Source organism: Pseudomonas sp. 7-41 (genome assembly GCF_021233075.1).
In the GTDB taxonomy this organism is placed as follows: domain Bacteria; phylum Pseudomonadota; class Gammaproteobacteria; order Pseudomonadales; family Pseudomonadaceae; genus Aquipseudomonas; species Aquipseudomonas veronii.
This window is the reverse complement of record NZ_CP089551.1, coordinates 2,037,177-2,061,438: the sequence shown is the minus strand read 5'-3', so window position 1 is coordinate 2,061,438 and position 24,262 is coordinate 2,037,177. Positions and strand designations below refer to the sequence as shown.

The window sequence follows — 24,262 nt, the reverse complement described above, 5'->3', positions numbered from 1 at the left end:
ACTCTCATGACTCACTAAAAGGCATCCAGGACGGCAAGCGCTGCCGGAGACGCCTGAGCTTCGACTTCCACACGATTCCATTATTGAATGAAACACACCAATCGACGAGCTCAACAATATCTTTGTCCGCTGGTACACGAACAACGAAAACATGATTTGATCCGGGAGGAATCTCCTTAGGCACATCGTCACGGATGGGAACCAGGAAAGTGCTCCAGTTTGGAATTTTATAGGCTGAATAGATTGATCCATCGGAGTCACTCAGCCAGACATCCTCCACGAACGCCGGCACCGATCCTATATTGCGTACTTTGACTTCGAAGATTTCGATCAACTGATGCCCCATGAAGCCTCCACGGGCATTGTGGCGCGCCGCGCTCTGCCTGTCCTCAAGGCCCGGTACCAGCTTACCCTCAGCCTTAACCCTACCCCTCCCCTTTCTGTATTCCATGACGGCTTTAAAAATGGTGGAGATTGGCTTAAGCGCTGCTAGGACATACCCAGCCACACCCGCAACAATCATTCCTTCCCACGCATGCCTTGCGTAATCCCAAGCTGTCTGCAACCACATAAATTTTGGCTCCCGTCCCTGATCGGCATTAGCCTACATGACTTATTTCAATTAAGTCCTTGCAAGTCCAGCGTATGAACGAAGGCAACGCCTGTGAATTCGATGCCACGTGGGCTGGCAGCGAGCCGTCGCGCATGTGCTTGAGTTCGGTCAAGCTGCGCCGCTGAGCTTAATAACGAGCATGAGTGAAGGTGATTGATGCTTGGACTGCGTAAATATGTATGCGGCTTCAGCAGACGCCCCGCCCTAGGCCCATCCTAAGTTTTCATGTTGCCCCATGGGAAAGAGGTTAGGAAGGTTAGTTTTTGGTAGATAACTCTGAGAGCCTTATTCCGTGGGACTTTGCCGCGAGTTGCCAAGGTTAGCTTCCGGTAAGTTTTTGGTAATCTCCTAACCTCTACTGATGTTAAATATCAAATCTATAAAATCCTTAAAAAACAATACCTTACAAAATACTAACTTTTTACCTAACCCTACCTAACCTCTTAAAGTTAGGTACAAAGCCCAATAAATACGGGCACTCCAGCTAAAAACACCCTACTCAAAAAAAACCTAACCCTTTTCCCGAGGGACCAACTGAACTCGACTGTCTATGTGTGATTGAAATCCCTTCGAAAAATCCCCCCCTCGCAGGGTTCCGCAGGGTTTTTTCCCCCCAATAACGCCAACCAAGCACCCAGCCCGGGCCGCCGCGAGGAGGATGCAGAAGTGCAGAAAAAGAGACCCATTTAGCCCGCAGGCGAGGTGGGGGGACGACGGCGCGCGCCGAGTGCTGAAGCACGTCACTGCCCCGATGTGACACGCCTGTACCCCGATGTGTGGCACGCCAACTCCCCACGTTGTCAGCAGCTCGCTGGGTGCCAACCGCGCAGCCTCCGAAGCCCCGTGTTTATTGGGCCGCGCAGCCGCTTTGGCTTGCCGTGACATCCTGCAAATGCTATGTTGAACTGGGTTTTTTCATGCTGCTGAAGGGTGAACTTTCATCTATCCCAGATGATTTTTCTGACCCAAAGCCCCCCCTCCCTCCTACAGTTCGTCGCCTCAAATCGCGTCATGGGCAAACCTCGATTACTGTATGCGTATACAGCATTGGATTCGCCCCCATGAATAACGATGAAGACACCCTCGGCTGGCTTCGCCTCCCTACCCCATTGCAAATGTACCGGCAGCACTGTCGCCTCCTGGAGAACGAGATCCAGGAACTGAACGTGCAACTGCGCAAAGCGCGGGAGGATGTTTTCGGAGTCAGTCAGATGCTGCTGACTACCCAAGCGAAGAACACCGAGTTCGCCGGATACCTCCGTCAGAGAGGCGGCGAAGCGGCTGAGATGCGAAAGCAGATCGATACGCTGACGACGTCACTGCGCGCAAGTCAGCGTGAAGCCGAAGGCCTGAAGCGAATCGTCAACGAAATGAGACCTCGACCGACAACGATTGTCTAAGATCAAACGGAAGGAGGGTTTGGCTATGTGCGGAAGGCTGTCGCAGTACAGAGGAATCCATGACTTCGTTGCGGCGCTGAGCATGCCCAACGCCCTGGCAAACTCAGTGGGTGACCAACCGATCGAACGGTACAATGTTGCTCCGACGACCCAGGTGGCATTGCTGCACATGCAAGGGGAATTGCTGCACGCCGATCCAGTTCGCTGGGGCTGGCGACCGCATTGGGCGAAAGACCGAGCCGCACCGATCAATGCGCGTGTCGAGAAGGTCGCACAGAGCCCGTTCTTCCGGGCGATCTGGCTGCATCGGGCAATCACGCCTATCGACAATTGGTTTGAGTGGGTAGATGAAGGTGGACCGAAAAAACAGCCCTACCTGATCCGCAGACGGGACGGCTCACCCATCTTGTTCGCGGCCATCGGCCAACTACCAGATGCTGATGAAGGCCCAGGGGAGCATGACGGATTTGTGATCATCACCGCCGACAGTGCTGGCGGCATAGTGGACATTCACGACCGGAGGCCCGTGGTACTGACGCCGGACCTTGCTCGTGAATGGCTCGACCCGGCGACACCAAAAGAGCGCGCCCAGCAGATGGTGTTGCACCAGGGCGAGCCAGCCGAGGCCTTTGAATGGTTCAAGGTCAGCTCCGCTGTGGGCAACGTGAGAAACAAGGAAGCAAGTTTGATTGAGTCCTTACCCTAGAAGAGCCCACCCAGTGCATCTGGCTCCCAATTCATGATCACCATGGCCATTGCATTCGGCTTCTCTCGGCAGCAAGGGCGTTGTGTACAATCATGGATCTGGTAGTAATATGCTGGCCCACAACCTTCGAGGTTAACCAACCAATTGCTTGAACATGGCCAGCGACTGCGATTCGATACTGCACTCCGCGATGCCCAATGGCAGGGCCAAACTCCGTGCTGCCCGTACAAAAACCTAACACTTCACATTCAGCCACCCGAGAGCGCACTAAATTATGGGTATTCGAACATGTAAAAAAGCAAATAGCTTTTAGCAAATACACTCTTTAAACACTAAAAATTATGGACAATTATTGTGGGCAATGTAGACCTAGACTCAACATATGAAAAGATGTACGTTTACGAAGAGGAGATAAAAGACAGCATAAGCATAAAAACCCAATTAATATTCACAGCGATATTTATTTTAATCTCAACAACCGTGTATCTTGCTCGCTTTCTAGACTTCTCTATTAAACCCGACATCGCTTACGTCATCGCGTTTCTTGTATGCCTTGTAGTAATTACTGCTGCTTTTTCAACCTACTTCAATTTCAGGGCCTTTAGCGGATCTGAATTCAACAGAATGCCCTATGCTTCAAGGGTCCAAGAATATTACGAAGAACAAATTCAATACAATATTGACGCAGAACAGTATAACTCCGCCGTAGAACCAGATGACGCCATAGAATATATAGACCCCAAAAAAGAGACCGAAGCCTTTATCTCAAGAACCTACATAAATTGTGCAACACACAATGCGCTAATCAATGAAGAACGCTCAAGATGGGTATTCAAGGCACTTGCTGGTTTCCTGCTCGCGTGTATCCCCCTAGCTATAGCCAGCTTGCTATTTGTAGTCTTTGATATGGACACATCGTCTCCCCGCAAAAATTTATCGATAAAAGACAGCTATGTTGGTGGCGAGATCTCCTCTTTGAGAAATCAACTAGCCACGTCATCTAATTCTGACGTCATAGCGGATCTTGAGAAAAGAACTATAATATTAGAAAGTATTGTCCGTAAAAAAGAGGAAATCCAATTGAGCGACTCAAAAAAGCCGAGTAACACCGAGCAACAACCGAAGCCCCAGGCTCCAGTTAAGCCGAGTGCTCCACCGTCACGAATGATGTACGATGATGTCAATGGTGGCTCGAATAGGAGTTTAAAAAATGAAAAATGATGGTGGTCAATCAAAACCAACTGCCACGCGGCCTACTCCGCCTAAGAAACCTACTGAGCCGGTCGTGCGTCGTATCGTGAACGAAAAAGTCATCAATCGGGATATAGCACTGGGACGCCGATGAGGTCTAGACCCAAGCGTGAGGGTCCCGAGGACGGCGCCACAGTCTTGTGGCGTCCGGCCTCGTTGCGTGAATAACAGAACGCACTGAGTGCTGAAACACGTCATGTCTTGGTGCAGCTAGGCAGCGCACAACATGTAGCACGTCAATCACCCTAGCCTGTTGCGGATGCCTGTACCCATCGGCAACATACCAAAAGCCCTGACTCCTCTGGCTCCCGCAGCCACTCCCGCTTGCCGTAAACCATGCCAACGCGAAGTTTAAGTGGTATTTTTAGTGCGTAAAGAGCTAGAACTCCTGATTTCAGAAGTCCAATCTTTGCAGCGTGGCAGTTCATTCCATGGACATAAAAAGCATATCAATTATGTAGTTTTACTCATATAGGGAGATTCACCAATGGGGCAAGAAAACTTTCACGCAAGTGTTCAATATGATGACTTCAAAGGCACTGCGGCAGCTGATCACCATGATACGAAGGATATTTCCAAGTACCTTTCCGCTCAGGGGTTGATAAACAAAGAGGAGTTCCTCGTCGGCATTGAAGCATATACAACAGAACTGATGGGAAACCCTAAAGTAACCGACGTCGAGGTTACCGTGCTGGTGACGAAGTACGAGGGACATGACAACGTCCAAACAGCTGTGGATAGCGGCGAACCACTGAAGGTCCGTAGGATTAAGTTTGAAATGCCGCTGGCGGATTTTTTCACACTGTTCAAGCGTTTCAAGATTTCAATTTCCAGCCACGGCATGATCGATAAGCGCGATATCACTTTCGACGACTGACCGCAGCGCCCCAGCTTAAACCGCCGGGGCCAACTCATACGGTTTGAACCGCATTACTTCCTCGCCGAGCCAATCATTCACCTGCGCCATACGCGCCTGAATCGGCTCCAGCTCATTGGCCGCATAGATCTGCGCCGCCTCCCTGATCGACCCAAACCCGCCCGCGTTCTGCGGCACGATGCCCATCAGTTGCGGAGGAATACGCAAGCTGGCCAGCACGTCGTCGCGGGTCTGGTTTTTGATCGAGTTGAATTCGTCCTTGGCCGTCACTTCGCTGACCGGGATGATCTGCAACCCGTCCTTTTTGCCGTTCGGCGAGTACACGAACAAGTTGCGGAAGTTGCCAGGCCCCTTGGAATCCTTGAGCGCCTTGCGCAGGGAGTCGACGTCCGCTTCGTTCTGCGCGGCGTCAGTCATGTAGAGGATGAAGCCGGCATGACTGCCGTTCTCGTAATACTTGCGCCGAAACAGCGTGGCCGACTCGTTCAGCAATGCCGACTGCAAGGCGCTGATCCACTCAGGCAGGCCGTACACTTCCTGGTGCAGATCCGCCTCCCGCAGATGGAAAACGGTGCCCGGTTCAAATTCGTGCTCTTCCTTCCAGCCCTGCACCATGAACTGCCGACCATCCTTGCCCGAGCGCATGTACTTCGCCAGCGGCGGTACCAGCTCGCGCACCGGGCCGAGCATCGAGCGCCGCCCTTCCAGATAGGCGTTGCCCAGGCACAGGAATTCCAGGGCGAACTGTTCGCATGCCGAGTGCGAAAGCAACCGATGTGGAATAAAGGTCTTGCTTAAAAGGTTGCGCCTGAACATCAGCCCAGAATGCGGATGCACGCTAGAACCCACCGACCGCGCCAGACCGTCCAGTAAAATTGGGCGCGACCCCGGCATATTCCACATACGGCAACGCCCCCCCTCGAAGTGGTGAAGAGCACGAAATACACCTCCCCGACACCTAAGAGACATCCCTGATAAACTGCACCATTCGCCTCGTTAACTCAGATTGCCAATGTCCCTACAAACTGCTCCACTCTCCCGCCGCTTCTCCGTCGCCCCCATGATGGACTGGACCGACCGCCACTGCCGGTTCTTCCTGCGCCTGCTCTCCAAACACGCGCTGCTCTACACCGAGATGGTCACCACCGGCGCGATCCTCCACGGCGATCACGAGCGCTTCCTGCGCCACAACGACGCCGAGCACCCGCTCGCCCTCCAACTGGGCGGCAGTGTTCCCGCCGATTTGGCCGCTTGTGCCCGTATGGCCGAGGCTGCCGGTTACGATGAAGTGAACCTGAACGTCGGCTGCCCCAGCGATCGGGTGCAGAACAATATGATCGGCGCGTGTCTGATGGGCCATCCGGCGTTGGTGGCCGATTGTGTGAAGGCGATGCGCGATGCGGTGTCGATTCCGGTGACGGTGAAGCACCGTATCGGGATCAATGGGCGGGACAGTTACGCCCAGTTGTGTGATTTCGTCGGGCAGGTGAAGGACGCGGGGTGTACCAGTTTTACCGTGCATGCGCGGATTGCGATTCTGGAGGGGTTGTCGCCGAAGGAGAATCGCGACATTCCTCCGTTGCGTTATGACGTGGCGGCGCAGTTGAAGCGGGATTTTGCCGAGTTGGAGATTATTCTCAACGGTGGGATCAAGACGCTGGAGCAGTGCCATGAGCATTTGCAGACGTTTGACGGGGTGATGCTGGGCCGGGAGGCTTATCACAATCCGTATTTACTGGCGGAGGTGGATCAGCAGTTGTTTGGCAGCGCGCGGCCGGTGATCAGTCGGGCAGAGGCGTTGGCGCAGTTGCGGCCTTATATCGCGGAGCATTTGGCAAGCGGTGGCTCGATGCATCACATTACGCGGCATGTGCTGGGGTTGGGCACGGGTTTCCCTGGGGCGCGCAAGTTCCGGCAGTTGTTGTCGGTGGATATTCATAAAGCGAGTGACCCGCTGGCGTTGCTGGATCAGGCGGCGGGGTTGTTGGAGGGCCGCTGAAACCGGCGCCCACAGGTTGATCGCAGTGCTCATCGAGCTGTTGGGTTGAACCTGCGGGCGATTTTGCCCTCCTATTTACCAGCAAGGCCAGTCATTCAAACGGCTGTTTTCAGGTTGTTGCCCTCGCAAACGATCGAACGCATTTGCGCCCTTGAGCGCCTGCCAGCGCTCGGGTAATGTCATCAGACCCATAGGACAGAGCACGCTCATGACTTCCAAGCTGGAACAACTCAAACAGTTCACCACCGTCGTCGCCGATACCGGCGATTTTGCGGCCCTCGCCAATCTCAAGCCGCAAGATGCCACCACCAACCCCTCCCTGCTACTCAAGGCCGCGTCGATCCCGGGCTATGCCAAGTTGCTGGATGAGTGCGTGAAGGACTGCAACGGTGATGTCGGCCTGGCCAGCGACCGTTTTGCGGTGGCGGTGGGTCAAGAGATCCTGAAAGTGGTGCCCGGCCGTATCTCCACCGAGGTGGATGCGCGCCTGTCGTTCGACACTGACGCCGTACTCAAGCGCGCGCACCGTCTGATCGACCTGTACGAAAAAGCCGGGGTTGGCCGTGATCGCGTGCTGATCAAGATCGCGTCCACCTGGGAAGGCATCCGCGCGGCGGAGAAGCTGGAAAAAGAAGGCATCCAGACCAACCTGACGCTGCTGTTCTCCTTCGCCCAGGCCGTGGCCTGTGCCGAAGCGGGCGTGTTCCTGATTTCGCCGTTCGTGGGCCGTATCTACGACTGGTACAAGAAAGCCAACGGCAACGACTACACCGGCGCCGACGATCCGGGCGTGCAGTCGGTGACGCGCATCTACAACTACTACAAGGCCAATGGCTACAAGACCGTGGTAATGGGGGCGAGTTTCCGCAACCTGAGCCAGATCGAAGAGCTGGCCGGCTGTGATCGCTTGACCATCAGCCCGGACCTGCTGGAGAAACTGGCGGCCGATACCGGCAAGCTGGAGCGCAAGTTGTCGCCAGGCCATGCCGGTGAAGCGCGGGTACATCTGACTGAAGCGCAGTTCCGTTGGGAGTCCAACGAGGATGCGATGGCGACCGAGAAGCTGGCCGAGGGGATTCGTCAGTTTGCCCGCGACCAGGAGAAGCTGGAGGCGTTGCTGGCTGCCAAGCTGTAACAGCGGCGGCAGCAAAAAGGGCGGAGCCTGTGAGGGTTCCGCCCTTTTTTTGTGTCAATCCGTTAGGCATGTACTGACAGGTCTGGGGCAATCGGGAGCAAGCCCCCTCCCACACCTGGGGAGTGTCAGTGGCGTTCGAGGGCGTTGACGAGGTCGTGGAAGGCTTCGCGGTTGGACTCGTTCAAGCCCATCAGGATTTTGTGCGCTTCCAGCACCTTGATCCGCACGATTTCCTCGGATTGGTCCTGGGACGGCAGGTCGGTCAGGCATTCCGGGCAGGGGATCGGGCGGTCAACGATGTTGAACACTTGATCGAAGCCCATGGACTGCAGCAGACGGGTGATGTCTTCGTGGGTAGTGACGACAGTGGGCAACAGGCCGACCTTCTGCCGAGACAGAATGGACAACTTGGCCAACAGCCCAAGCGTGGTGCTATCGATGCTGCGGGTTTCGGTCAGATCGATCACGATCGCCGAGAAATTCAGCGCTGTGAAGATCCGCTCAATCGTTGCATCCAGCGCCGAACACAAGGTCAGGCGCACTTCACCGACAAACTTCAGGACAAACGTCCCGTCTTGCTCGGCGAATTGGATTCTTCCGGTACTCATCAAAGATTCCTGCTCAACACCAATAGGGCGATATCATCCGGCATCTCCCCTAGCGTGGCCAATCCAAAAACCTGCCGCAGGCCATCCAGGCTGCCGCCCGCCGACTTGACCCGTTGGGGCAAGGCGGCTTCTTTCTCTTTGAGTGTAGGCTCTGGAAGAAGGTCGAGGATGCCATCGGACATCAGCGTCAGGCTGAAGGTCGGCGGCAGCTCCAGGATGTGGTCTTCGTAGGTGGCTTCATTGAACAAGCCGACGGGCAGACCACGCCCTTCCAGGTAGCGCACACTGTCAGGAGTGTATAAAACCGGCATCGGCAGGTGACCGCCGATGCTGTAGGTCAAAAGACCGGTTTCTTCATCAATCACGCCGCCCACCATCGTCACGTGCTTGCCCAGCTTGCAGCTGATCAGGCCTCGGTTGATGTGGCCCAGCACCTCGGAGGGGGTGAACTCCGGCAAGGTGCCATTGCGCTTGGATTCGAACAGCAGCCGTGTGGTCATGAACTTCAACAACACGGTGACAAATGCCGAGGACGCGCCGTGGCCGGACACGTCGGCCAGATAAAACGCCACCCGCCGCTCATCTACGCGGAAATAGTCGACAAAATCACCCGACAGGTACAGCGACGGGATGATCTGGTGCGCAAACTTGAACTCATCGATGGTCCACGGGCTGACCGGCAGCATGTTCATCTGCACCTGGCGACCGGCGTTCTGGTCTTCCTGGAGCAGGTTCAGGCTGGCTTCGAGTTCGCGGTTGGCGGTTTCGAGCTTTTCGCGGTAGCGCTGGTTTTCCACCAGCAGGCGTGCGCGATCCAGGGCGCGGCGCACCGAGTGCTCCAGCACCGCCAGGTCTTCCAGGGGCTTGATCAGGTAGTCGGCGGCGCCCAGGCGCAGGGCCTCGACGGCGTCGTTCATCACCCCGGCACCGGACACGACAATCACCGGCGTCTGCGGAGCAAGCTCGGTCACCTGGCGAATCAGTTCGAGGCCGCCCATCTGGGGCATGCGCAGATCGCAGATCACGAGGTCGGGCTTGTCGCGCTCGAATACCTGGAGACCCTGTTGGCCATTGCTGGCCTGCAGGACGCTGAAGCCACTGTCTTCCAAATAGGCCGCAAGGCTTGCGCGCACTACTTCGTCGTCATCGATTATCAGCAGCGTGGCACTGGTTTTTGGCATGTGGGCAAACGGCGCCAGAATTAGGTTGGCGTAGGCGGCTCGGCAATGGCCGGGCTCACGCTACTGGATTCGCTTTCTAGCCTCTCTGTCCTACAAAGCATAGGCTTTTTGCCCACGCACAAAGGTAAAGCAGAGGTGCCCTTCTAAGGCGCAGACGGTACTCCCATCCGACAGGGGTTTCAAGCTCATGCCGATGGTCGCCGAACGTCTTTACATCGCAAATCACCGGGAGTTATAAGAACAGCCATCACCACAACACAAAGTAAGGATGGAAGCTGTGAGCGAACACGAGCGCGACTACGCTGAAAAGCGCGATTTCATCCGCATGCGAGTGGATGCCAATGTCTCTTTGATCCATGCCGGGCAAGAAATTGACGGGGTTTGCGTGGACCTCTCCAGCTCCGGCATGCAGGTGCAGGCACCTCGCCAGTTCACGGTGGGCGATCTGCTGACCGTGCGTATCGAGTCGGAGCACGCGGCCCTCGCGGGCCTGGAAGCGGACACCCAGGTGGTATGGGCGAAGAACGAGGGCGACGGCCAGCATCTGGGGCTGAAGATCCTGAAAATGCGCTAATACCCGCGCACAAAAAAGGCGACCACATGGTCGCCTTTTTTCGTTTCAAGAGGTCTCGACCTAGAAGTCGTCGACAACCTTGCCGTCCTTGACCTTGAACTCGCGGTTCTGCAGATAGGCGTTGCGGATGAAGGTGTACTTGTCGCCGGTGATCAACTTCTCGCTGTCGAGCAGGCTGGCACGGGTGTCGACGATGTTCAGGCCGAAGGTGCTGTTGCGCCAGCCGATGTCGTTCATGTAGCGGTACGGTTGGGTGTAGCTGTCCACGTATTTGGACGGCGCGTCGCGCAGGGTGCTTGGGCCCAGCAGCGGCAGCATCACGTAAGGACCGCTGCCGACGCCCCAGTAACCGAGGGTCTGGCCGAAGTCTTCATCGCTGCGGTGCAGCCCCATTTTGGTGCCGACGTCGATAAAGCCCAGCACGCCGAAGGTGGTGTTCATCAACAGGCGGGCAGTGTCCACGCCGGCCGCGTGTGGCTTGAGTTGCAGCACGTTGTTGGCCAGGTTGCCGACATCGCCGATATTGCGGAAGAAGTTGTGCACGCCGTCCTGCACGAATTGCGGGGTCACAAACTGATAGCCTTGGGCCAATGGTTTGAGGGCGTAGGTATCAACGGTGTCGTTGAAGGTGAAGATCGGGCGGTTGATGCTTTCCCATGGATCATCTTCCGACGCGGCCTGTGCGGCGAAAGGGGCCATCAGGATAGCGGCACACACCGAAAACTGAGCGAAGTAGTGGCTCCAGCGCATAGCTTTTGCTCCTTGAATAGTCTGTCATGGGCGCTATGCCCTGAATAAGGCGCCAGTATATGACGGAAGTGTCCTTTTAGGCAGCTGCCAGGAAACGACATACGGAAAATGTACAAAATTCCTACAAACTGTCACGGACTTGTCACGCCACTTCGATAGCGTCGTAGCTATTTCAGGGATGTCGAAATGCCTCACGCCGAGATTGCCGTCGCCACTGCCCCCACCTTGACCGCCGTGTTGTTTGGCCTGAGTGGCTGCCTGGTCGATTTCGGTTCCCAGGCGCGTACCGATTCACCCTCCCCGCACGCCGAAGCCACGCCAGGTGCGCTGAAGGTCCTGCGCAGCCTCAAGGAACAAGGCGTGCCCTGCGCCTGGCTGGATGAGCTGCCGCCCTCGGTGACGACCCCGCTGGCCGCTGCGCTGCCCGATTGGCTCAAGGCCGCAGCGCCCTCTAGCATCCGCTGGCCCGCCCCACATGCATGCTGGCAAGCCTTGATGGAATTGAACATCGAACGCCTGGAAGGCTGCGTGCTGGTCAGCGGCGAGCCGCGCCTGCTGCAATCGGGCCTGAATGCCGGGCTGTGGACTATCGGCCTGGCGTCCTGCGGTTCGCTGTGCGGCCTGGCGCCCGAGCAATGGCAGGCACTGACCGACCAACAACGCGAATACAAACGCGGCAAGGCCACCGTGGCGCTGTATGGGCTGGGGGTGCATTCGGTGATCGATCACCTCGGCGAGCTCGGCACCTGCCTGGCAGACATCAGCCTGCGCCAGCTCAAAGGCGAAAAGCCCTGATTGAGATCATGCACAGACGGCGCCGGTAGATTAATCTACAGCTCCTCTCGTAGACCTTTCTCGGCGTGCCGTGGTCTATGCCAGTGCCTATCGATAAAAGGAACAACACCATGCCTGCCCGCGAAAAACTGCAAGAACAGGTCAACATCCTGCGCGAGCAACTGGACCAGGAACCACCGCTGCCAGCCGAAAAACGTGAAGCGCTGGAAGCCTTGCTGGCCAAGTTTGAAGTACAACTTGAACTGGAACCGGCCACCCAGCCGCCCAGCATCGTAGACGATGTGAACCGGGCGGTAGAAGGTTTCGAGTTAGACCACCCAGGCATTGCCGGGACGCTGCGCAATATCGTGATCACCCTGGGCAACATCGGCATTTAACCCGCGCCCAAACCAAGCACAGAACCAAATGTGGGAGGGGGCTTGCCCCCGATAGGGGTGAGTCAGGCACAGAGACTGTGACTGACACTCCGCTATCGGGGGCAAGCCCCCTCCCACATTGGGTTTGTGTAAAGGTTACTGGCGCGCCAGGCGCAGGTTCTGGAACGGCACCGCCTCAGTACTGCGATACGGGTTGATATCCAACCCGCCCCGCCGCACATACCGCGCATATACCGTCAACTTCTCCGGCTTCAGCAGGCGCTGCAGGTCCAGGAAGATCCGCTCCACGCACTGCTCATGGAAGTCCGAGTGCTGGCGAAAGCTCACCAGATACTCCAACAGGCTGGCGTGATCCAGCTGTGCGATGTGGGAGGGGGCTTGTGTAAAGGTTACTGGCGCGCCAGGCGCAGGTTCTGGAACAGCACCGCCTCAGTACTGCGATACGGGTTGATATCCAACCCACCCCGCCGCACATACCGCGCATATACCGTCAACTTCTCCGGCTTCAGCAGGCGCTGCAGGTCCAGGAAGATCCGCTCCACGCACTGCTCATGGAAGTCCGAGTGCTGGCGAAAGCTCACCAGATACTCCAACAGGCTGGCGTGATCCAGCTGTGCGATGTGGGAGGGGGCTTGCCCCCGATAGCAGTGGGTCAGGCACAGAGACTGTGACTGACACTCCGCTATCGAGGGCAAGCCCCCTCCCACATTGGGTTTGTGTAAAGGTTACTGGCGCGCCAGGCGCAGGTTCTGGAACGGCACCGCCTCAGTACTGCGATACGGGTTGATATCCAACCCACCCCGCCGCACATACCGCGCATATACCGTCAACTTCTCCGGCTTCAGCAGGCGCTTCAAGTCCAGGAAAATCCGCTCCACGCACTGCTCATGGAAGTCCGAGTGCTGGCGAAAGCTCACCAGATACTCCAACAGGCTGGCGTGATCCAGCTGTGCGCCGCGGTATTGCACGGCCACGCTGCCCCAGTCGGGCTGGCTGGTGACCGGGCAGTTGGATTTGAGCAGGTGGCTGTACACGCTCTCCTCGACAATGCGCGAGTCATCGCAACGCAGCAGTTCCGGACGCGGATGTTCGTAGTTGCTGACGCTGATATCCAGGTCATCGATGCACACTCCCGGCAACGCCACCACGCCTTCGGCTTCAACCTCGGCCAGGCTGCGCACGCGCACGCCCACCGGCTTGCCGGCAGCAGCGCCGAGGTCGGTGCGCAACGTCGCCTCCAGACTTTGCGTATCAGCAAACACGGTCTGGTTCAGCGAGTTGAGGTACAGCTTGAAGGACTTGGACTCGATGATATTCGGCGAGTCGGCCGCAATGCTGAATTCACCGATGGCCACCACCGGCTTACCCGACGGCAGCAGCCAGGACAGTTCGAAGCAGTTCCAGAAATCCACGCCCGTGTACGGCAGGGTCTCGGCGCTCAGGCCCAGCTCGGCCCATTTCGCGGCGCGCGGAATCGGGAACAGCAACGAAGGGGTGTAGGTGGAGATGTATTCACTGGACTTGCCCAGCGGCGAATGTTCGGCTGCGGGATGCATGGCGGAAACCTGGCTAAATTAACCCCACCAGTCTACCAGCCTTTGCCCCCGCCTCTAACAACCGCCGCATCGACACCGTCAGTTGCCGCAGCGGCTCAATCGACGTTGATCTTGCCGACCATGCCCGCCTGGTAGTGCCCGGGAATATTGCAGGCAAACTCCAACCCGGTGGCTTTGCTGAAGGTCCAGGTCAACTCAGCGGTTTTACCCGGTCCGACCAGAACACTGTTGGGATCATCGTGCTTCATCCCGCCCATATTGCCCATATTGCCCATATCGCCGTGCTCCATGGCGCCGTGGTCCATCTTGCCCATGCCGGTGGCGTTCAGCATGCCGCTGGCCTGCATCTGCATCATTTGCTTCTGATGCTCCGCATGCATGGCCGCATCGCCCAGGTTGAACTCATGGAGCAACTGGCCTTTGTTGACCAGTACAAAGCGCACGGTCTCACCGGCCTTTACATCCAGGGACTTGGGCGAAAAGGACATATCCTGCAGCACCACTTCCACGGTGCGCGTGGCCTTATCGACAGATGCCGGCTGGCCGAACGCATAGGTGTGGGCCGGGCCGGCCATTGCTCCGACACTCAACGCCAACAGGCAGCCCGCCAACAACAAGGGGGTACGCAACGCCATCTCAATTCTCCAAAGGTGTGGGATCAGTCTGAGGAGCACTCTAAGATTGCAGCGCTGCCAGCCAGCTGACTGCTAGATTACAACTTTGTCAGGTTGCGCCCCTCCCCTGGCCACCACGGTATAAAGCCTGACGTGACCCGCCGCCAAGAGCTGCCCATGAAACTGCTGATCGTCGAAGACCAACCCAAAACCGGCCATTACCTGCGCCAAGGCCTGACCGAAGCCGGTTTTACCACCGAGCTGGTGGCCGACGGCACCAGCGGCCAACACTTGGCGCTGACCGGCGATTACGACCTGCTGATCCTCGATGTGATGCTGCCCGGTCGCAATGGTTGGCAGATCCTACAGGCCGTGCGCAGCGCCGGCCTCGACGTCCCGGTGCTGTTTCTCACCGCCCGCGACGCAGTGGAAGACCGCGTACACGGCCTGGAACTGGGCGCCGACGATTATCTGGTCAAGCCGTTCGCCTTCTCCGAACTGCTTGCGCGGGTGCGCAGCCTGTTGCGCCGTGGCAGCAGCGCACCACAGGAAACCACCCTGCAACTGGCCGACCTGCGCCTGGACCTGATCCGCCGCCGCGTCGAGCGCGACGGCCAGCGCATCGACCTCACCGCCAAGGAGTTCGCCCTGCTCGAACTGCTGCTGCGGCGCCAGGGCGAAGTATTGCCCAAGTCGCTGATCGCGTCCCAGGTGTGGGACATGAACTTTGACAGCGACACCAACATCATCGAAGTGGCGATCCGCCGCCTACGCCTGAAAATCGACGACAACTTCCCCAATAAACTCATCCACACCGTGCGCGGCATGGGTTATGTGCTGGAGGAACGATGCAGTTGATCAAGCGACTGTCCCTGGCCAGCCGCCTGGCCCTGTTGTTTGCGGCCTGCACCGCGGTGGTCTCGTTGCTCGCCGGCGTGCTGTTCAACCGGGCCAGCGAGGCGCATTTTGTCGAGCTGGACCAGCAACTGCTCGAAAGCAAACTGGTGGCGCTGCGCAGCACCTTGCAGGGCGTCGACTCACCGCAGCTATTCGCCCAGCGCGAAGCGCAACTGCGTGCCGAGCTCAATCGCCAGCCCGACCTCGCAGTACGCATCACCGCCGCCGGCCAGCGCTGGTTTGACGGCGCGCCGGCCATTGTCCTGCCCGAGTCGCCCGGCCTGCACAGCCTGCAAAACACCGGCATCGACTACCGCGTGTACAACGCGCCGCTAAGGCCGGGCCAACCCGACTCGCCGCAACTGAGCCTGATGCTCGACATCACCCACCATCAGCACTTCCTGCAACGCATGCAGCATTTGATCTGGCTCACGGTCAGCCTCTCGGCCCTGGCCACCGCGCTGCTCGGCGCCTGGGCGGCGCGCAGCGGGCTGCGACCGTTGCGGCGCATGGGCGAAGTGGCCGCCAGCGTGTCGGCCCACTCCCTGACCCAGCGTTTGCCCGAGCAGGGCATGCCGGTGGAACTGGCGGAACTGGCCCAGGCCTTCAACGCCATGCTGGGCCGACTGGACGACGCGTTCCAGCGCCTCTCGGCGTTCTCCGCCGATATCGCCCACGAACTGCGCACGCCCCTGTCGAACTTGTTGACCCACACCCAAGTCATCCTCACCCAGCCGCGCCCGCTGGAGGATTACCGCGAGGCGCTGCACAGCAATCTGGAAGAGTTGCAGTGGATGGCGCAGTTGGTGAACGACATGTTGTACCTGGCCAAGGCCGATCACGGGCTGTTGGCGCCCACGCGCGAACCGTTGAAGCTCGCGGACGAAGTGGACGCGCTGCTGGAGTTCTTCGTCTTGCTGGCGGAAGACGCACACGTCAGCCTGGTGCGCGAGGGTATGGCTCACACAACCGGCGATCGCGGCATGTTGCGCCGGGCATTGTCGAACCTGCTGGATAACGCGCTGCGCTTTACACCCGCGGGCGGCGAAGTGCGGGTGCATCTGGCGCAGGGCGCACAAGGCGTGACGCTGACAGTGGAGAACAGTGGCGAAGGCATTCCGGCGGAGGTGTTACCGCGATTGTTCGACCGCTTCTACCGGGCCGACCCGGCGCGGCATGAAGGCAGCAGTGAACACGCGGGGCTGGGGCTGGCGATTACCCAGTCGATTGTGCGGGCGCATGGCGGGCGGATTTATTGCGAGTCTGAGCCGGGGTGGACGCGGTTTGTGATCGAGTTGCCAGGGGGGGTTGATGCAAGCTGTGCCGGCGCTATCGGGAGCAAGCTCCCTCCCACATTTTGAATGTATTCACAGATCAAAATGTGGGAGGGGCTTGCTCCCGATAGCGGTCTTAAATCCTACGAATACCTGAGGGCATGCGCCGGCTCGATCTTCGCCGCCCGATACGCCGGGTAAACCGTGGCCAAAAAGCTCAACACAAACCCGGCCGAGCAGATCAGCAGCACATCCCCACCCTGCAATTGCGAGGGCAGGTTGCTGACGAAGTACACGTCCGAACTGAAGATATGCTGCCCGCTCACGCGCTCCAGCCAACCCACCAGCTCACTGACGTTGAGCGCCGCAATCACGCCCAGCACACCGCCGATCAGGGTGCCGATGATACCGATCACCGTGCCCTGCACCATGAAGATCGCCATGATCTGCCGTGGCGTGGCGCCGATGGTCCGCAGGATCGCGATGTCCGCGCCCTTGTCGTTCACCACCATGATCAACGTGGCAATGATGTTGAACGCCGCCACCGCGACGATCATCAGCAACAGCAGGCCGATCATGGTTTTTTCCATCTTCATCGCGCTGAACAGACTGCCCTGGGTGTGGGTCCAGTCATCCGCCTTGTAGGCCGCACCGAGGCTGGCGGCGATGTCCGCCGAGACCTTGGGCGCCGCGTACAAGTCCTTCACCGCCAGGCGCACGCTCTGCACCTGGTTCGGCTGCCAATGCTGAATTTCTGCGGCGTCGGCCATATGGATCAACGCCATCGAACCGTCCAGCTCGGCGCCGACCTTGAAGATACCGACCACGTTCAATCGCTGCATGCGCGGGGTGATGCCACCCGGCGCGCTGCTGATTTCCGGGACGATCAGGGTCAGCTTGTCGCCCACGTTCAGGCGAAAGCGCCGCGCGGTGATTTCACCGACCACCACGCCGAACTCGCCGGGCTTCAAGTCTTCCAGTTTGCCCTGGACGATATGCTGGGCCACGATCGACACCTTGCCTTCCTGGGCCGGATCGACGCCGCTGATCTCGATCGGCTGCATCGCGCCCTTGTAGGAGAACATACCGTCCATCTGCGTGAACGGTACTGCGGCAGTCACTTCGGGATTCTTCATCGCCGCCGCAGCCACCGGCTGCCAGTTGTCGATCGGGTTCACGCCGACGATGGTGGCGTGAGGCACCATGCCGAGGATGCGCGAGCTCATTTCGCGTTGAAAGCCATTCATCACCGACAACACCACGATCATCGCCAGCACGCCCAGGGCGAGGCCGATCATCGAGGTCATCGAGATAAACGAAACAAAACGGTTGCGGCGCTTGGCGCGGGTATAGCGCGTGCCGATGAAAATCGATAACGGTCTGAACATTCGCTTGCACCGCCTGAAAAAATGAAAAAACCCGGCGTCATGCACCGGGCTTGAAACAGGTCAGATGGCGACCAGATGACCTTCCTGCAGGTGCAGTACGCGGTCCATCTGCCGGGCCATGCTCATGTCATGGGTCACCACCAGGAACGCGGTACGCATCTGGGTGCTCAGTTCGAGCATCAAGTCCTTGATGCCCTGGGCGGTGTGGGAATCGAGGTTGCCGGTCGGCTCGTCGAGCATCACCAGGCCCGGGTTGTTCACCAGGGCACGGGCAATCGCCACACGCTGGCGCTCACCGCCAGACAATTCGGCCGGTTTGTGCTCCAGGCGATGGCCGAGGCCAACGCGCTCCAGCAAAGCCTTGGCACGCTGGCGCGCCTCTGGGATCGCGGTCTTGCCGATCAGCAGCGGCATGCACACGTTTTCCAGGGCGGTGAACTCCGGCAACAGGTGGTGGAACTGGTACACGAAACCCAACGAACGGTTGCGCAGTTGGCCGCGGGCCTTTTCGCCGAGGGCCGAGAGTTCTTCGCCGGCCAGCCACACGCTGCCCTGGGACGGCGTATCGAGGCCGCCCAACAGGTTGAGCAAGGTACTTTTGCCGGAACCGGAACTGCCGACGATCGCCACGCGCTCGCCGGGGTGCAGCTCAAGTTGCAGGTTGGACAACACCACCACCGATTCCGGACCTTCCTCGTAGGACTTGCCCAGGTTGCGGCAGCTCAGGATTGCTTTTTCACTCATGCCCGATTCACTCATAACGTAAGGCCTGTGCTGGCTGGGTACGTGCCGCGCGCCAGGCTGGATACAGGGTGGCAAGGAAACTCAGGACCAACGCAGCGCCGCCCACCATCAGCACGTCCTGGGCCTGAACCTGGGACGGCAAGTAATCGATGAAGTAGACGTCGGCATTGAGAAACTTGTGGCCGATCAGGGTTTCGAGGCCGGCGATGGCAGCGCTGACGTTGAGCGCAGCCAGAATGCCCAGCGCGGTGCCGATCAAGGTGCCGACCACGCCGATCACCGTGCCCTGCACCATGAAGATCGCCATGATCTGCCCCGGCGTGGCGCCCAGGGTGCGCAGGATGGCGATGTCGCCCTTCTTGTCGTTCACCACCATCACCAGGGTGGAGATGATGTTGAAGGCCGCCACGGCGACGATCAGCAGCAACAGCAGGCCGATCATGGCTTTTTCCATGCGGATGGCCTGGTACAGGTTGCCGTGGGTACGGGTCCAGTCGCGGGCGTAGTACTGGCTTTCACCCAGGTGCTGGGCGATTTCCCAGGCGCCGCGCGGGGCGTCGAACAAATCGTTGAACTTCAGGCGCAGGCCCTGCACCTGATCCGGCTTCCAGCGATGCAGACGCGCCAGGTCGGTGAGGTTGGTCAGGCCGAGGTAGCCGTCGATCTCGCCAGCGCCGACGTGGAAGGTGCCGACCACGGTAAAGCGCTTCATGCGCGGAAACATGCCGGCCGGGGTCACGGTGACTTCCGGGGCGACGAAGGTCAGCTTGTCGCCGATGCCCACGCCGAGCTTGGCCGCGGCCTTGTCGCCGATGACGATACCGAAGCTGCCGGGCGCCAGGTCGTCAAGTTTGCCCTGCAGCATGAACTTGTCGATGATCGAGACCTTGCGCTCCTGGACCGGGTCGATGGCATTGAGCAGGATTTTCTGCACCTTGCCGTCATTGGTCAGCAACCCTTGCATCTGGGTGAACGGCGCCACGGCCACGACCTTGGGGTTCTGCTTGACCTTGTCGGCCAGGCTTTGCCAGTCGCTGATCGGTTCACCCGACTCGATGGTCGCGTGGGGCACCATGCCCAGCACGCGGGTACGCATCTCATGATCGAAGCCGTTCATCACCGACAACACCACGATCATCACGACCACGCCAAGGGCGAGACCGATCATCGAGGTCAAGGAAATGAACGACACAAAATGATTGCGACGCTTTGCACGGGTATAACGCGTGCCAATAAATACGAAGAGAGGTCTGAACATGTCGGGGCTTGTTCGGAGGAAAAGAAGACGTCCCGGTGGCGGGGTCTGGTAAGCAGCTTTACACTCAGACCATTACCGCTACTTTGGGTTCGCCATGTCGACATTAGATGAAGAAGAACGCCGCGAATACTACCGTATCGACGACATGATCGCACTTCAAATCAAAAGCCTGTCCGCCCCCGAAGCGGCGAGCAAGGAAGTGTTGCTGGATGATTCGCCGCTATTCAATCTACTCAGTGAACTGCACCTGAGCGAATTCGAAGCCCAACACCTGTTGCGCCAGCTCAGCGAGAAAGATCGCAGCCTGGCCGCCCTCCTCCGAATCCAGAACAAACGCCTGGATCTGCTCAGCCAGATCATGGCGCGCGGCCTGCTGGATGAAGTCGGCGCACCGCAGCCGGTGATCATTTCCGAAGGCGGCATCGACTTCCAGCACCCGACGCCCCTGGCACTCGACGCCCACCTGGCGGTCAAGCTGGTGCTGATGCCCCAGGCGCTGGGCCTGCTGTTACGGGCGCGGGTCACCCATTGCGATGCCAAGGGCGGCGCTTTTGCCATTGGCACGGAATTCGAATCGATGACCGACGCCCAACGCCAACTGCTGGCGCGCTACATCCTGCAGAAACAGGCGCAGCAACGGCGCCTGGCGCGGGAACAGAGCGACGCCAAAGACACCTGAATTCGTATTCACCCCGCCAGACGACCTGGCGCAAAGGAGCAACTGTGACCCTGATCTACGGCCACCGCGGTGCCAAAGGCGAAGCACCAGAAAACACCCTGACCAGCTTCCAGCAGTGCCTCAAGCACGGTGTACGCCGTTGCGAATTGGATTTGCACCTGTCCATGGACGGCGAACTGATGGTCATCCACGACCCGACCCTCAAGCGCACCGCCGACCGGCGCGGCAAAGTCGTCGAGTATTCGGCGGCAGACCTGGTGAAGATGGACGCCCGCAAAGGCGGCCCCGGCTGGATCAACCCCTGCCCGATCCCGCGCCTGGAAGAGCTGTTCGAAAAGTGCGACTTCGATCACTGGCAACTGGAAGTCAAAAGCGCCTCGCGCACCCGCGCCGCGACCACCGTGCTGGCGATCCGGGAAATGGCCGTGCGTTTCGGCCTCATGGACAAGGTCACAGTGACCTCAAGCTCACGGGAAGTGTTGAAAGCGGCAGTGGAACTCACCCCGGACCTGTCGCGCGGGCTGGTGGCCGAATACGCCTGGCTCGACCCGCTGAAGGTCGCGCAAAACTATGGCTGTGAGTTTCTGGCGTTGAACTGGACGTTGTGTACCCCCGAGCGTCTGGAAAAAGCCCAGCGCCAGGGATTGCACGTGTCGGTGTGGACAGTCAACGAACCTGCGCTGATGCGCAGGCTCGCCGACTTCGGCGTAGATAGCCTGATTACAGACTTTCCCGGTTTGGCCACTGCCACGCTCGAGAATTACTGAAATCGGTCTCCCCGGCCGGCTCAGGCCACCGGCCGGAGCCGCTCAAAAAAGCCGGTTGAGGCCGTCGTAGGCCGCGACCCGATAGGCTTCCGCCATGGTCGGGTAGTTGAACGTGGTGTTGACGAAATACTTGAGGGTATTTTGCTCGCCCGGCTGGTTCATGATGGCCTGGCCGATGTGGACGATCTCCGAAGCCTGGTAGCCGAAGCAATGCACGCCGAGGACTTCCAGGGTTTCACGGTGGAACAGAATCTTCAGCATGCCTTGCGGCTCGCCGGCGATCTGCGCACGCGCCATGCTCTTGAAGAACGCCTTGCCCACTTCGTAAGGCACCTTGGCCTTGGTCAGTTCGTGTTCGTTCTTACCGATCGAGCTGATCTCCGGAATCGTGTAGATCCCGGTCGGCACGTCGTTCACATAGCGCCAGCTGCCATTGTCGACAATGCTGCCAGCGGCCGAACGGCCCTGGTCATGGGCGGCGCTGGCCAGGCTTGGCCAGCCGATCACGTCGCCGGCACCGTAGATATTCGACACGCAGGTGCGATAGTTCTCGTCCACTTCGATCTGGCCACGGTTGTTGACCTTGACCCCGACATTTTCCATGCCCAGCTTGTCGGTGTTGCCGGTACGACCGTTGCACCACAGCAAGGCGTCGGCCTTGATCTTCTTGCCGGACTTGAGGTGCAGGATCACACCGTTGTCCAGGCCTTCGACGCGCTCGTACTCTTCGTTGTGGCGCACGGTGATGTTGTTGTTGCTGAAGTGATAACTCAACGCCTGGGAAATTTCCGAGTCGAGGAAGCTCAGCAACTGGTCACGGTTGTCCACCAGCTCTACCAGCACCCCCAGGCCGCTGAAGATCGAGGCGTATTCGCAGCCGATCACGCCGGCGCCATAGATGATCAGTTTGCGCGGGGTATGGCCCAGGCTGAGGATGGTGTCGCTATCGTAGATACGCGGGTGGAGGAAATCGATATCCACCGGGCGATACGGGCGCGACCCGGTAGCGATGATGATGTGCTTGGCCACCAGCTTCTCGACCACACCGTTGGAGCAGACCACTTCGACGGTTTGCTCGTCGGCGAAGCTGCCGGTGCCGAAGAACAGGTCGACACGGTTACGGGCGTAGTAGCCGGTCCGCGACGCCACCTGCTTGGCGATGACTTTTTCCGCGCTTTTGAGCACGTCCGGGAACGAAAACCAACGCGGCTCGCCAATGGCCCGGAACATCGGATTGGTATTGAACTGCATGATCTGGCGCACTGAGTGACGCAAGGCCTTGGACGGGATGGTACCCAGGTGGGTGCAGTTTCCGCCGACCTGGCGACGGCTATCGACCATTGCCACCTTGCGCCCTGCCTTCGCGGCGTTCATCGCCGCACCTTCTCCAGCCGGGCCGGAACCCAGTACTACCACGTCGTAGTTGTAGACAGCCATGCGTACTCCTCAGAACAGGCCAGGCGCGCGGTTTGACGCCTGGCTAAATCATGCCGCGGCCAGCGGTCATGAAGGACAATTTGGCTCAAGTGTGTGAACCGGGGCACAGTCTATATAAGGCTCAACGCCGCGCACATTAACCCTTGGTCGCGTCGTAGGCCAGTTTTGCCTTTACTACACAGCGTGGATTACGGTTTCACAGCGGTCATCTGTTCGAACGCCTGATTACTGCGCGTGACAAAAACATCCCCCTCGCGCTGCACAAAAAACGCGGCGATCTGGTGCCGTTCGGCGTAATCCCAGCCTTGCTCCGGCCCAAGGATCAACAGCAACGTCGACAACCCATCGGCCATCAGCGCCGACGGGTGCAACACTGTCACCGATGCCAGTTGATGGGTAATCGGCGCGCCGGTCCGCGCATCCAGGGTGTGGGAATAGCGCCGACCACCCTGCTGGAAATAATTACGATAGTCACCCGATGTGGACACACCAAAGCCGTCTACGCGGATGATTTTTTCGGCGACCTGCTGGTCATCGCGAGGCTCTTCCAGCGCGACGCGCCAGGGCGAACCATCCGGTTTGTGGCCGGCAGCCTTGAGTTCGCCGGTGGCTTCGGCGAGGTAGTGATGGATACCCAAGCCGCTCAACAGCTCGGCGATACGATCCACCGCGTAACCGGCAGCAATGCTGTTGAAGTCGACCTCGACGGCGGCGTCCTTGCACAGTTGCTCGCCGTCGATGCGCAGATGCTGGTGACCGACCCGTTGACGCACCTCGGCCAGCGTCGCGGCGTCCGGCACCTTGAGTTGCCGGGCCTGGGGCCCGAACCCCCACAGGTTCAGCAGCGGTTCCACCGTCAGGTCGAACGCACCCGCGCTGGCCTGGGACAGTTGCTCGCCGGTACGCACCAGTTGCAGCACCGGCGCGGGCATCGGCTGGCAGCTATTGGCTGGCAGATTGTTGAAACGCTCGATATCCGAGTCGCTGCGGTAGGTCGACATCTGTCGGTCGACATCCCCCAGGATTTTTTCCACCTGGCGCTGCAGCTCTTTCGGCGTAGGTGCCGTCGAGCTTCTGACATACTGGATCGAATAGGTGCTGCCCATGGTCGGCCCCCCAAACTGCTCCAGCGTATCGCCGCCACAGCCGGCCAGCGCCGCAAAACCGCACACCATCGCTATCTGTCGCAGATTGCCCATAAACCTGATCGCCGTCGAAAAGTGAATTAACCCGCAGGCACACACCCTGGCAGGACCGCCCATTATGCGGCATGCCGTTATCTGTTTATGGCTGATGTTCGCACTCCCGGCGCTCACCAATGAGGCGGATCGTCTCACCTTGGCCGGCCACAGTTGACGGCGTATCGCCTGAAAAAATGCATG

At 58.8% G+C, this 24,262-nt stretch carries 24 protein-coding genes and 3 pseudogenes; 13 read left to right on the top strand and 14 right to left on the bottom strand.

What is annotated here, in order from left to right; translation table 11 throughout:
• Positions 1-4 precede the first annotated feature (4 nt).
• Complete coding sequence (locus tag LQ249_RS09290; protein ID WP_232566408.1) at positions 5-571, bottom strand: hypothetical protein; 567 nt, start codon at positions 569-571, stop codon at positions 5-7.
• 1,103 nt (positions 572-1,674) lie between these two features.
• Here LQ249_RS09290 and LQ249_RS09285 point away from each other — a divergent pair.
• From LQ249_RS09285 to LQ249_RS09270, 4 genes are all read left to right on the top strand, one after another.
• Complete coding sequence (locus LQ249_RS09285) at positions 1,675-2,013, top strand: hypothetical protein (protein WP_232566407.1); 339 nt, start codon at positions 1,675-1,677, stop codon at positions 2,011-2,013.
• A gap of 25 nt (positions 2,014-2,038) precedes the next feature.
• The gene (locus tag LQ249_RS09280; RefSeq protein ID WP_232566406.1) at positions 2,039-2,719 is read left to right on the top strand and encodes an SOS response-associated peptidase family protein; all 681 of its coding nucleotides are present in this window, start codon (positions 2,039-2,041) and stop codon (positions 2,717-2,719) included.
• A 354-nt stretch (positions 2,720-3,073) separates the two neighbouring features.
• Entirely contained in the window at positions 3,074-3,940 is an 867-nt protein-coding gene (locus LQ249_RS09275) for a hypothetical protein (RefSeq protein ID WP_232566405.1), read from the top strand.
• 517 nt (positions 3,941-4,457) lie between these two features.
• Complete coding sequence (locus LQ249_RS09270; RefSeq protein WP_232566404.1) at positions 4,458-4,847, top strand: hypothetical protein; 390 nt, start codon at positions 4,458-4,460, stop codon at positions 4,845-4,847.
• Positions 4,848-4,862: 15 nt separating this feature from the next.
• Here the strand turns inward: LQ249_RS09270 and LQ249_RS09265 are convergent.
• Positions 4,863-5,792 (bottom strand): annotated as a pseudogene (locus LQ249_RS09265) (phage portal protein); the annotation flags it as partial.
• Between the two features lie 67 nt (positions 5,793-5,859).
• Here LQ249_RS09265 and dusA point away from each other — a divergent pair.
• Together dusA and tal are read left to right on the top strand one after the other, a co-directional pair.
• Positions 5,860-6,846, top strand: coding sequence for a tRNA dihydrouridine(20/20a) synthase DusA (dusA, locus tag LQ249_RS09260; RefSeq protein ID WP_232566403.1), 987 nt, complete (start codon positions 5,860-5,862; stop codon positions 6,844-6,846).
• A gap of 208 nt (positions 6,847-7,054) precedes the next feature.
• Entirely contained in the window at positions 7,055-7,981 is a 927-nt protein-coding gene (gene tal, locus LQ249_RS09255) for a transaldolase (RefSeq protein ID WP_017848890.1), read from the top strand.
• Positions 7,982-8,106: 125 nt separating this feature from the next.
• Here the strand turns inward: tal and rssC are convergent, their stop codons facing one another.
• A complete protein-coding gene (gene rssC / locus LQ249_RS09250) occupies positions 8,107-8,589 on the bottom strand; it encodes an anti-sigma factor antagonist RssC (protein ID WP_017848891.1) in 483 nt (160 codons plus the stop codon).
• The gene (gene rssB, locus LQ249_RS09245) at positions 8,589-9,770 is read right to left on the bottom strand and encodes a two-component system response regulator RssB (protein WP_017848892.1); all 1,182 of its coding nucleotides are present in this window, start codon (positions 9,768-9,770) and stop codon (positions 8,589-8,591) included. Before rssB ends, rssC begins: the two co-directional genes overlap by 1 nt.
• A gap of 277 nt (positions 9,771-10,047) precedes the next feature.
• On the opposite strand from rssB, the gene LQ249_RS09240 reads away from it, so the two are divergent.
• Positions 10,048-10,344, top strand: coding sequence for a PilZ domain-containing protein (locus tag LQ249_RS09240; protein ID WP_057003772.1), 297 nt, complete (start codon positions 10,048-10,050; stop codon positions 10,342-10,344).
• A 60-nt stretch (positions 10,345-10,404) separates the two neighbouring features.
• Here LQ249_RS09240 and LQ249_RS09235 read toward each other — a convergent pair whose 3' ends face one another.
• Positions 10,405-11,043: an MlaA family lipoprotein gene (locus tag LQ249_RS09235; RefSeq protein WP_371928131.1), complete on the bottom strand. Its 639-nt coding sequence runs from the start codon at positions 11,041-11,043 to the stop codon at positions 10,405-10,407.
• A gap of 237 nt (positions 11,044-11,280) precedes the next feature.
• On the opposite strand from LQ249_RS09235, the gene LQ249_RS09230 reads away from it, so the two are divergent.
• Positions 11,281-11,889, top strand: coding sequence for a phosphatase (locus LQ249_RS09230; RefSeq protein WP_108524364.1), 609 nt, complete (start codon positions 11,281-11,283; stop codon positions 11,887-11,889).
• Positions 11,890-11,999: 110 nt separating this feature from the next.
• Complete coding sequence (locus LQ249_RS09225) at positions 12,000-12,266, top strand: DUF4404 family protein (protein WP_108524363.1); 267 nt, start codon at positions 12,000-12,002, stop codon at positions 12,264-12,266.
• Between the two features lie 135 nt (positions 12,267-12,401).
• Here LQ249_RS09225 and LQ249_RS09220 read toward each other — a convergent pair.
• From LQ249_RS09220 to copI, 4 genes and pseudogenes are all read right to left on the bottom strand, one after another.
• A pseudogene (locus LQ249_RS09220) lies at positions 12,402-12,623 on the bottom strand (NADPH-dependent 7-cyano-7-deazaguanine reductase QueF); the annotation flags it as partial.
• A 32-nt stretch (positions 12,624-12,655) separates the two neighbouring features.
• Positions 12,656-12,910, bottom strand: a pseudogene (locus LQ249_RS09215) (NADPH-dependent 7-cyano-7-deazaguanine reductase QueF); the annotation flags it as partial.
• An 81-nt stretch (positions 12,911-12,991) separates the two neighbouring features.
• Complete coding sequence (gene queF / locus LQ249_RS09210; RefSeq protein WP_232566402.1) at positions 12,992-13,822, bottom strand: NADPH-dependent 7-cyano-7-deazaguanine reductase QueF; 831 nt, start codon at positions 13,820-13,822, stop codon at positions 12,992-12,994.
• Between the two features lie 95 nt (positions 13,823-13,917).
• The gene (copI, locus tag LQ249_RS09205; protein ID WP_169881939.1) at positions 13,918-14,457 is read right to left on the bottom strand and encodes a copper-resistant cuproprotein CopI; all 540 of its coding nucleotides are present in this window, start codon (positions 14,455-14,457) and stop codon (positions 13,918-13,920) included.
• A gap of 156 nt (positions 14,458-14,613) precedes the next feature.
• On the opposite strand from copI, the gene LQ249_RS09200 reads away from it, so the two are divergent.
• Complete coding sequence (locus tag LQ249_RS09200; RefSeq protein ID WP_046384314.1) at positions 14,614-15,294, top strand: heavy metal response regulator transcription factor; 681 nt, start codon at positions 14,614-14,616, stop codon at positions 15,292-15,294.
• Positions 15,291-16,694, top strand: coding sequence for a heavy metal sensor histidine kinase (locus LQ249_RS09195; RefSeq protein WP_232566600.1), 1,404 nt, complete (start codon positions 15,291-15,293; stop codon positions 16,692-16,694). Before LQ249_RS09200 ends, LQ249_RS09195 begins: the two co-directional genes overlap by 4 nt.
• Positions 16,695-16,750: 56 nt before the next feature.
• Here the strand turns inward: LQ249_RS09195 and LQ249_RS09190 are convergent, their stop codons facing one another.
• Genes LQ249_RS09190 through LQ249_RS09180 form a run of 3 tightly spaced genes read right to left on the bottom strand, consistent with a single transcriptional unit; the run spans position 16,751 to position 19,997 of the window.
• Complete coding sequence (locus tag LQ249_RS09190) at positions 16,751-17,995, bottom strand: lipoprotein-releasing ABC transporter permease subunit (RefSeq protein ID WP_046384315.1); 1,245 nt, start codon at positions 17,993-17,995, stop codon at positions 16,751-16,753.
• Positions 17,996-18,055: 60 nt separating this feature from the next.
• Positions 18,056-18,739, bottom strand: coding sequence for a lipoprotein-releasing ABC transporter ATP-binding protein LolD (gene lolD, locus LQ249_RS09185; protein ID WP_017477213.1), 684 nt, complete (start codon positions 18,737-18,739; stop codon positions 18,056-18,058).
• 7 nt (positions 18,740-18,746) lie between these two features.
• A complete protein-coding gene (locus tag LQ249_RS09180) occupies positions 18,747-19,997 on the bottom strand; it encodes a lipoprotein-releasing ABC transporter permease subunit (protein WP_128191937.1) in 1,251 nt (416 codons plus the stop codon).
• A gap of 94 nt (positions 19,998-20,091) precedes the next feature.
• On the opposite strand from LQ249_RS09180, the gene LQ249_RS09175 reads away from it, so the two are divergent.
• On the top strand, positions 20,092-20,676 hold the full coding sequence (locus LQ249_RS09175) for a PilZ domain-containing protein (protein ID WP_046490432.1): 585 nt from the start codon (positions 20,092-20,094) through the stop codon (positions 20,674-20,676).
• 44 nt (positions 20,677-20,720) lie between these two features.
• Positions 20,721-21,443, top strand: coding sequence for a glycerophosphodiester phosphodiesterase (locus tag LQ249_RS09170; protein ID WP_017848786.1), 723 nt, complete (start codon positions 20,721-20,723; stop codon positions 21,441-21,443).
• A gap of 42 nt (positions 21,444-21,485) precedes the next feature.
• Here LQ249_RS09170 and sthA read toward each other — a convergent pair whose 3' ends face one another.
• Together sthA and LQ249_RS09160 are read right to left on the bottom strand one after the other, a co-directional pair.
• Positions 21,486-22,880, bottom strand: a complete 1,395-nt coding sequence (gene sthA, locus LQ249_RS09165; protein ID WP_046384317.1) for a Si-specific NAD(P)(+) transhydrogenase — start codon at positions 22,878-22,880, stop codon at positions 21,486-21,488.
• A gap of 188 nt (positions 22,881-23,068) precedes the next feature.
• A complete protein-coding gene (locus LQ249_RS09160) occupies positions 23,069-24,079 on the bottom strand; it encodes an FAD:protein FMN transferase (protein ID WP_134939472.1) in 1,011 nt (336 codons plus the stop codon).
• Positions 24,080-24,262: the final 183 nt, after the last annotated feature.

What these genes read in the sequence shown, in the direction of transcription:
- LQ249_RS09290 (WP_232566408.1), bottom strand. Translation starts at nt 571, where the DNA reads ATGTGGTTGCAGACAGCTTGGGATTACGCAAGGCATGCGTGGGAAGGA.
- LQ249_RS09285 (WP_232566407.1), top strand. Translation starts at nt 1,675, where the DNA reads ATGAATAACGATGAAGACACCCTCGGCTGGCTTCGCCTCCCTACCCCA.
- LQ249_RS09280 (WP_232566406.1), top strand. Translation starts at nt 2,039, where the DNA reads ATGTGCGGAAGGCTGTCGCAGTACAGAGGAATCCATGACTTCGTTGCG.
- LQ249_RS09270 (WP_232566404.1), top strand. Translation starts at nt 4,458, where the DNA reads ATGGGGCAAGAAAACTTTCACGCAAGTGTTCAATATGATGACTTCAAA.
- dusA (WP_232566403.1), top strand. Translation starts at nt 5,860, where the DNA reads ATGTCCCTACAAACTGCTCCACTCTCCCGCCGCTTCTCCGTCGCCCCC.
- tal (WP_017848890.1), top strand. Translation starts at nt 7,055, where the DNA reads ATGACTTCCAAGCTGGAACAACTCAAACAGTTCACCACCGTCGTCGCC.
- rssC (WP_017848891.1), bottom strand. Translation starts at nt 8,589, where the DNA reads ATGAGTACCGGAAGAATCCAATTCGCCGAGCAAGACGGGACGTTTGTC.
- rssB (WP_017848892.1), bottom strand. Translation starts at nt 9,770, where the DNA reads ATGCCAAAAACCAGTGCCACGCTGCTGATAATCGATGACGACGAAGTA.
- LQ249_RS09235 (WP_371928131.1), bottom strand. Translation starts at nt 11,043, where the DNA reads ATGGCCCCTTTCGCCGCACAGGCCGCGTCGGAAGATGATCCATGGGAA.
- LQ249_RS09230 (WP_108524364.1), top strand. Translation starts at nt 11,281, where the DNA reads ATGCCTCACGCCGAGATTGCCGTCGCCACTGCCCCCACCTTGACCGCC.
- LQ249_RS09225 (WP_108524363.1), top strand. Translation starts at nt 12,000, where the DNA reads ATGCCTGCCCGCGAAAAACTGCAAGAACAGGTCAACATCCTGCGCGAG.
- queF (WP_232566402.1), bottom strand. Translation starts at nt 13,822, where the DNA reads ATGCATCCCGCAGCCGAACATTCGCCGCTGGGCAAGTCCAGTGAATAC.
- copI (WP_169881939.1), bottom strand. Translation starts at nt 14,457, where the DNA reads ATGGCGTTGCGTACCCCCTTGTTGTTGGCGGGCTGCCTGTTGGCGTTG.
- LQ249_RS09200 (WP_046384314.1), top strand. Translation starts at nt 14,614, where the DNA reads ATGAAACTGCTGATCGTCGAAGACCAACCCAAAACCGGCCATTACCTG.
- LQ249_RS09190 (WP_046384315.1), bottom strand. Translation starts at nt 17,995, where the DNA reads ATGTTCAGACCGTTATCGATTTTCATCGGCACGCGCTATACCCGCGCC.
- lolD (WP_017477213.1), bottom strand. Translation starts at nt 18,739, where the DNA reads ATGAGTGAAAAAGCAATCCTGAGCTGCCGCAACCTGGGCAAGTCCTAC.
- LQ249_RS09180 (WP_128191937.1), bottom strand. Translation starts at nt 19,997, where the DNA reads ATGTTCAGACCTCTCTTCGTATTTATTGGCACGCGTTATACCCGTGCA.
- LQ249_RS09175 (WP_046490432.1), top strand. Translation starts at nt 20,092, where the DNA reads ATGTCGACATTAGATGAAGAAGAACGCCGCGAATACTACCGTATCGAC.
- sthA (WP_046384317.1), bottom strand. Translation starts at nt 22,880, where the DNA reads ATGGCTGTCTACAACTACGACGTGGTAGTACTGGGTTCCGGCCCGGCT.
- LQ249_RS09160 (WP_134939472.1), bottom strand. Translation starts at nt 24,079, where the DNA reads ATGGGCAATCTGCGACAGATAGCGATGGTGTGCGGTTTTGCGGCGCTG.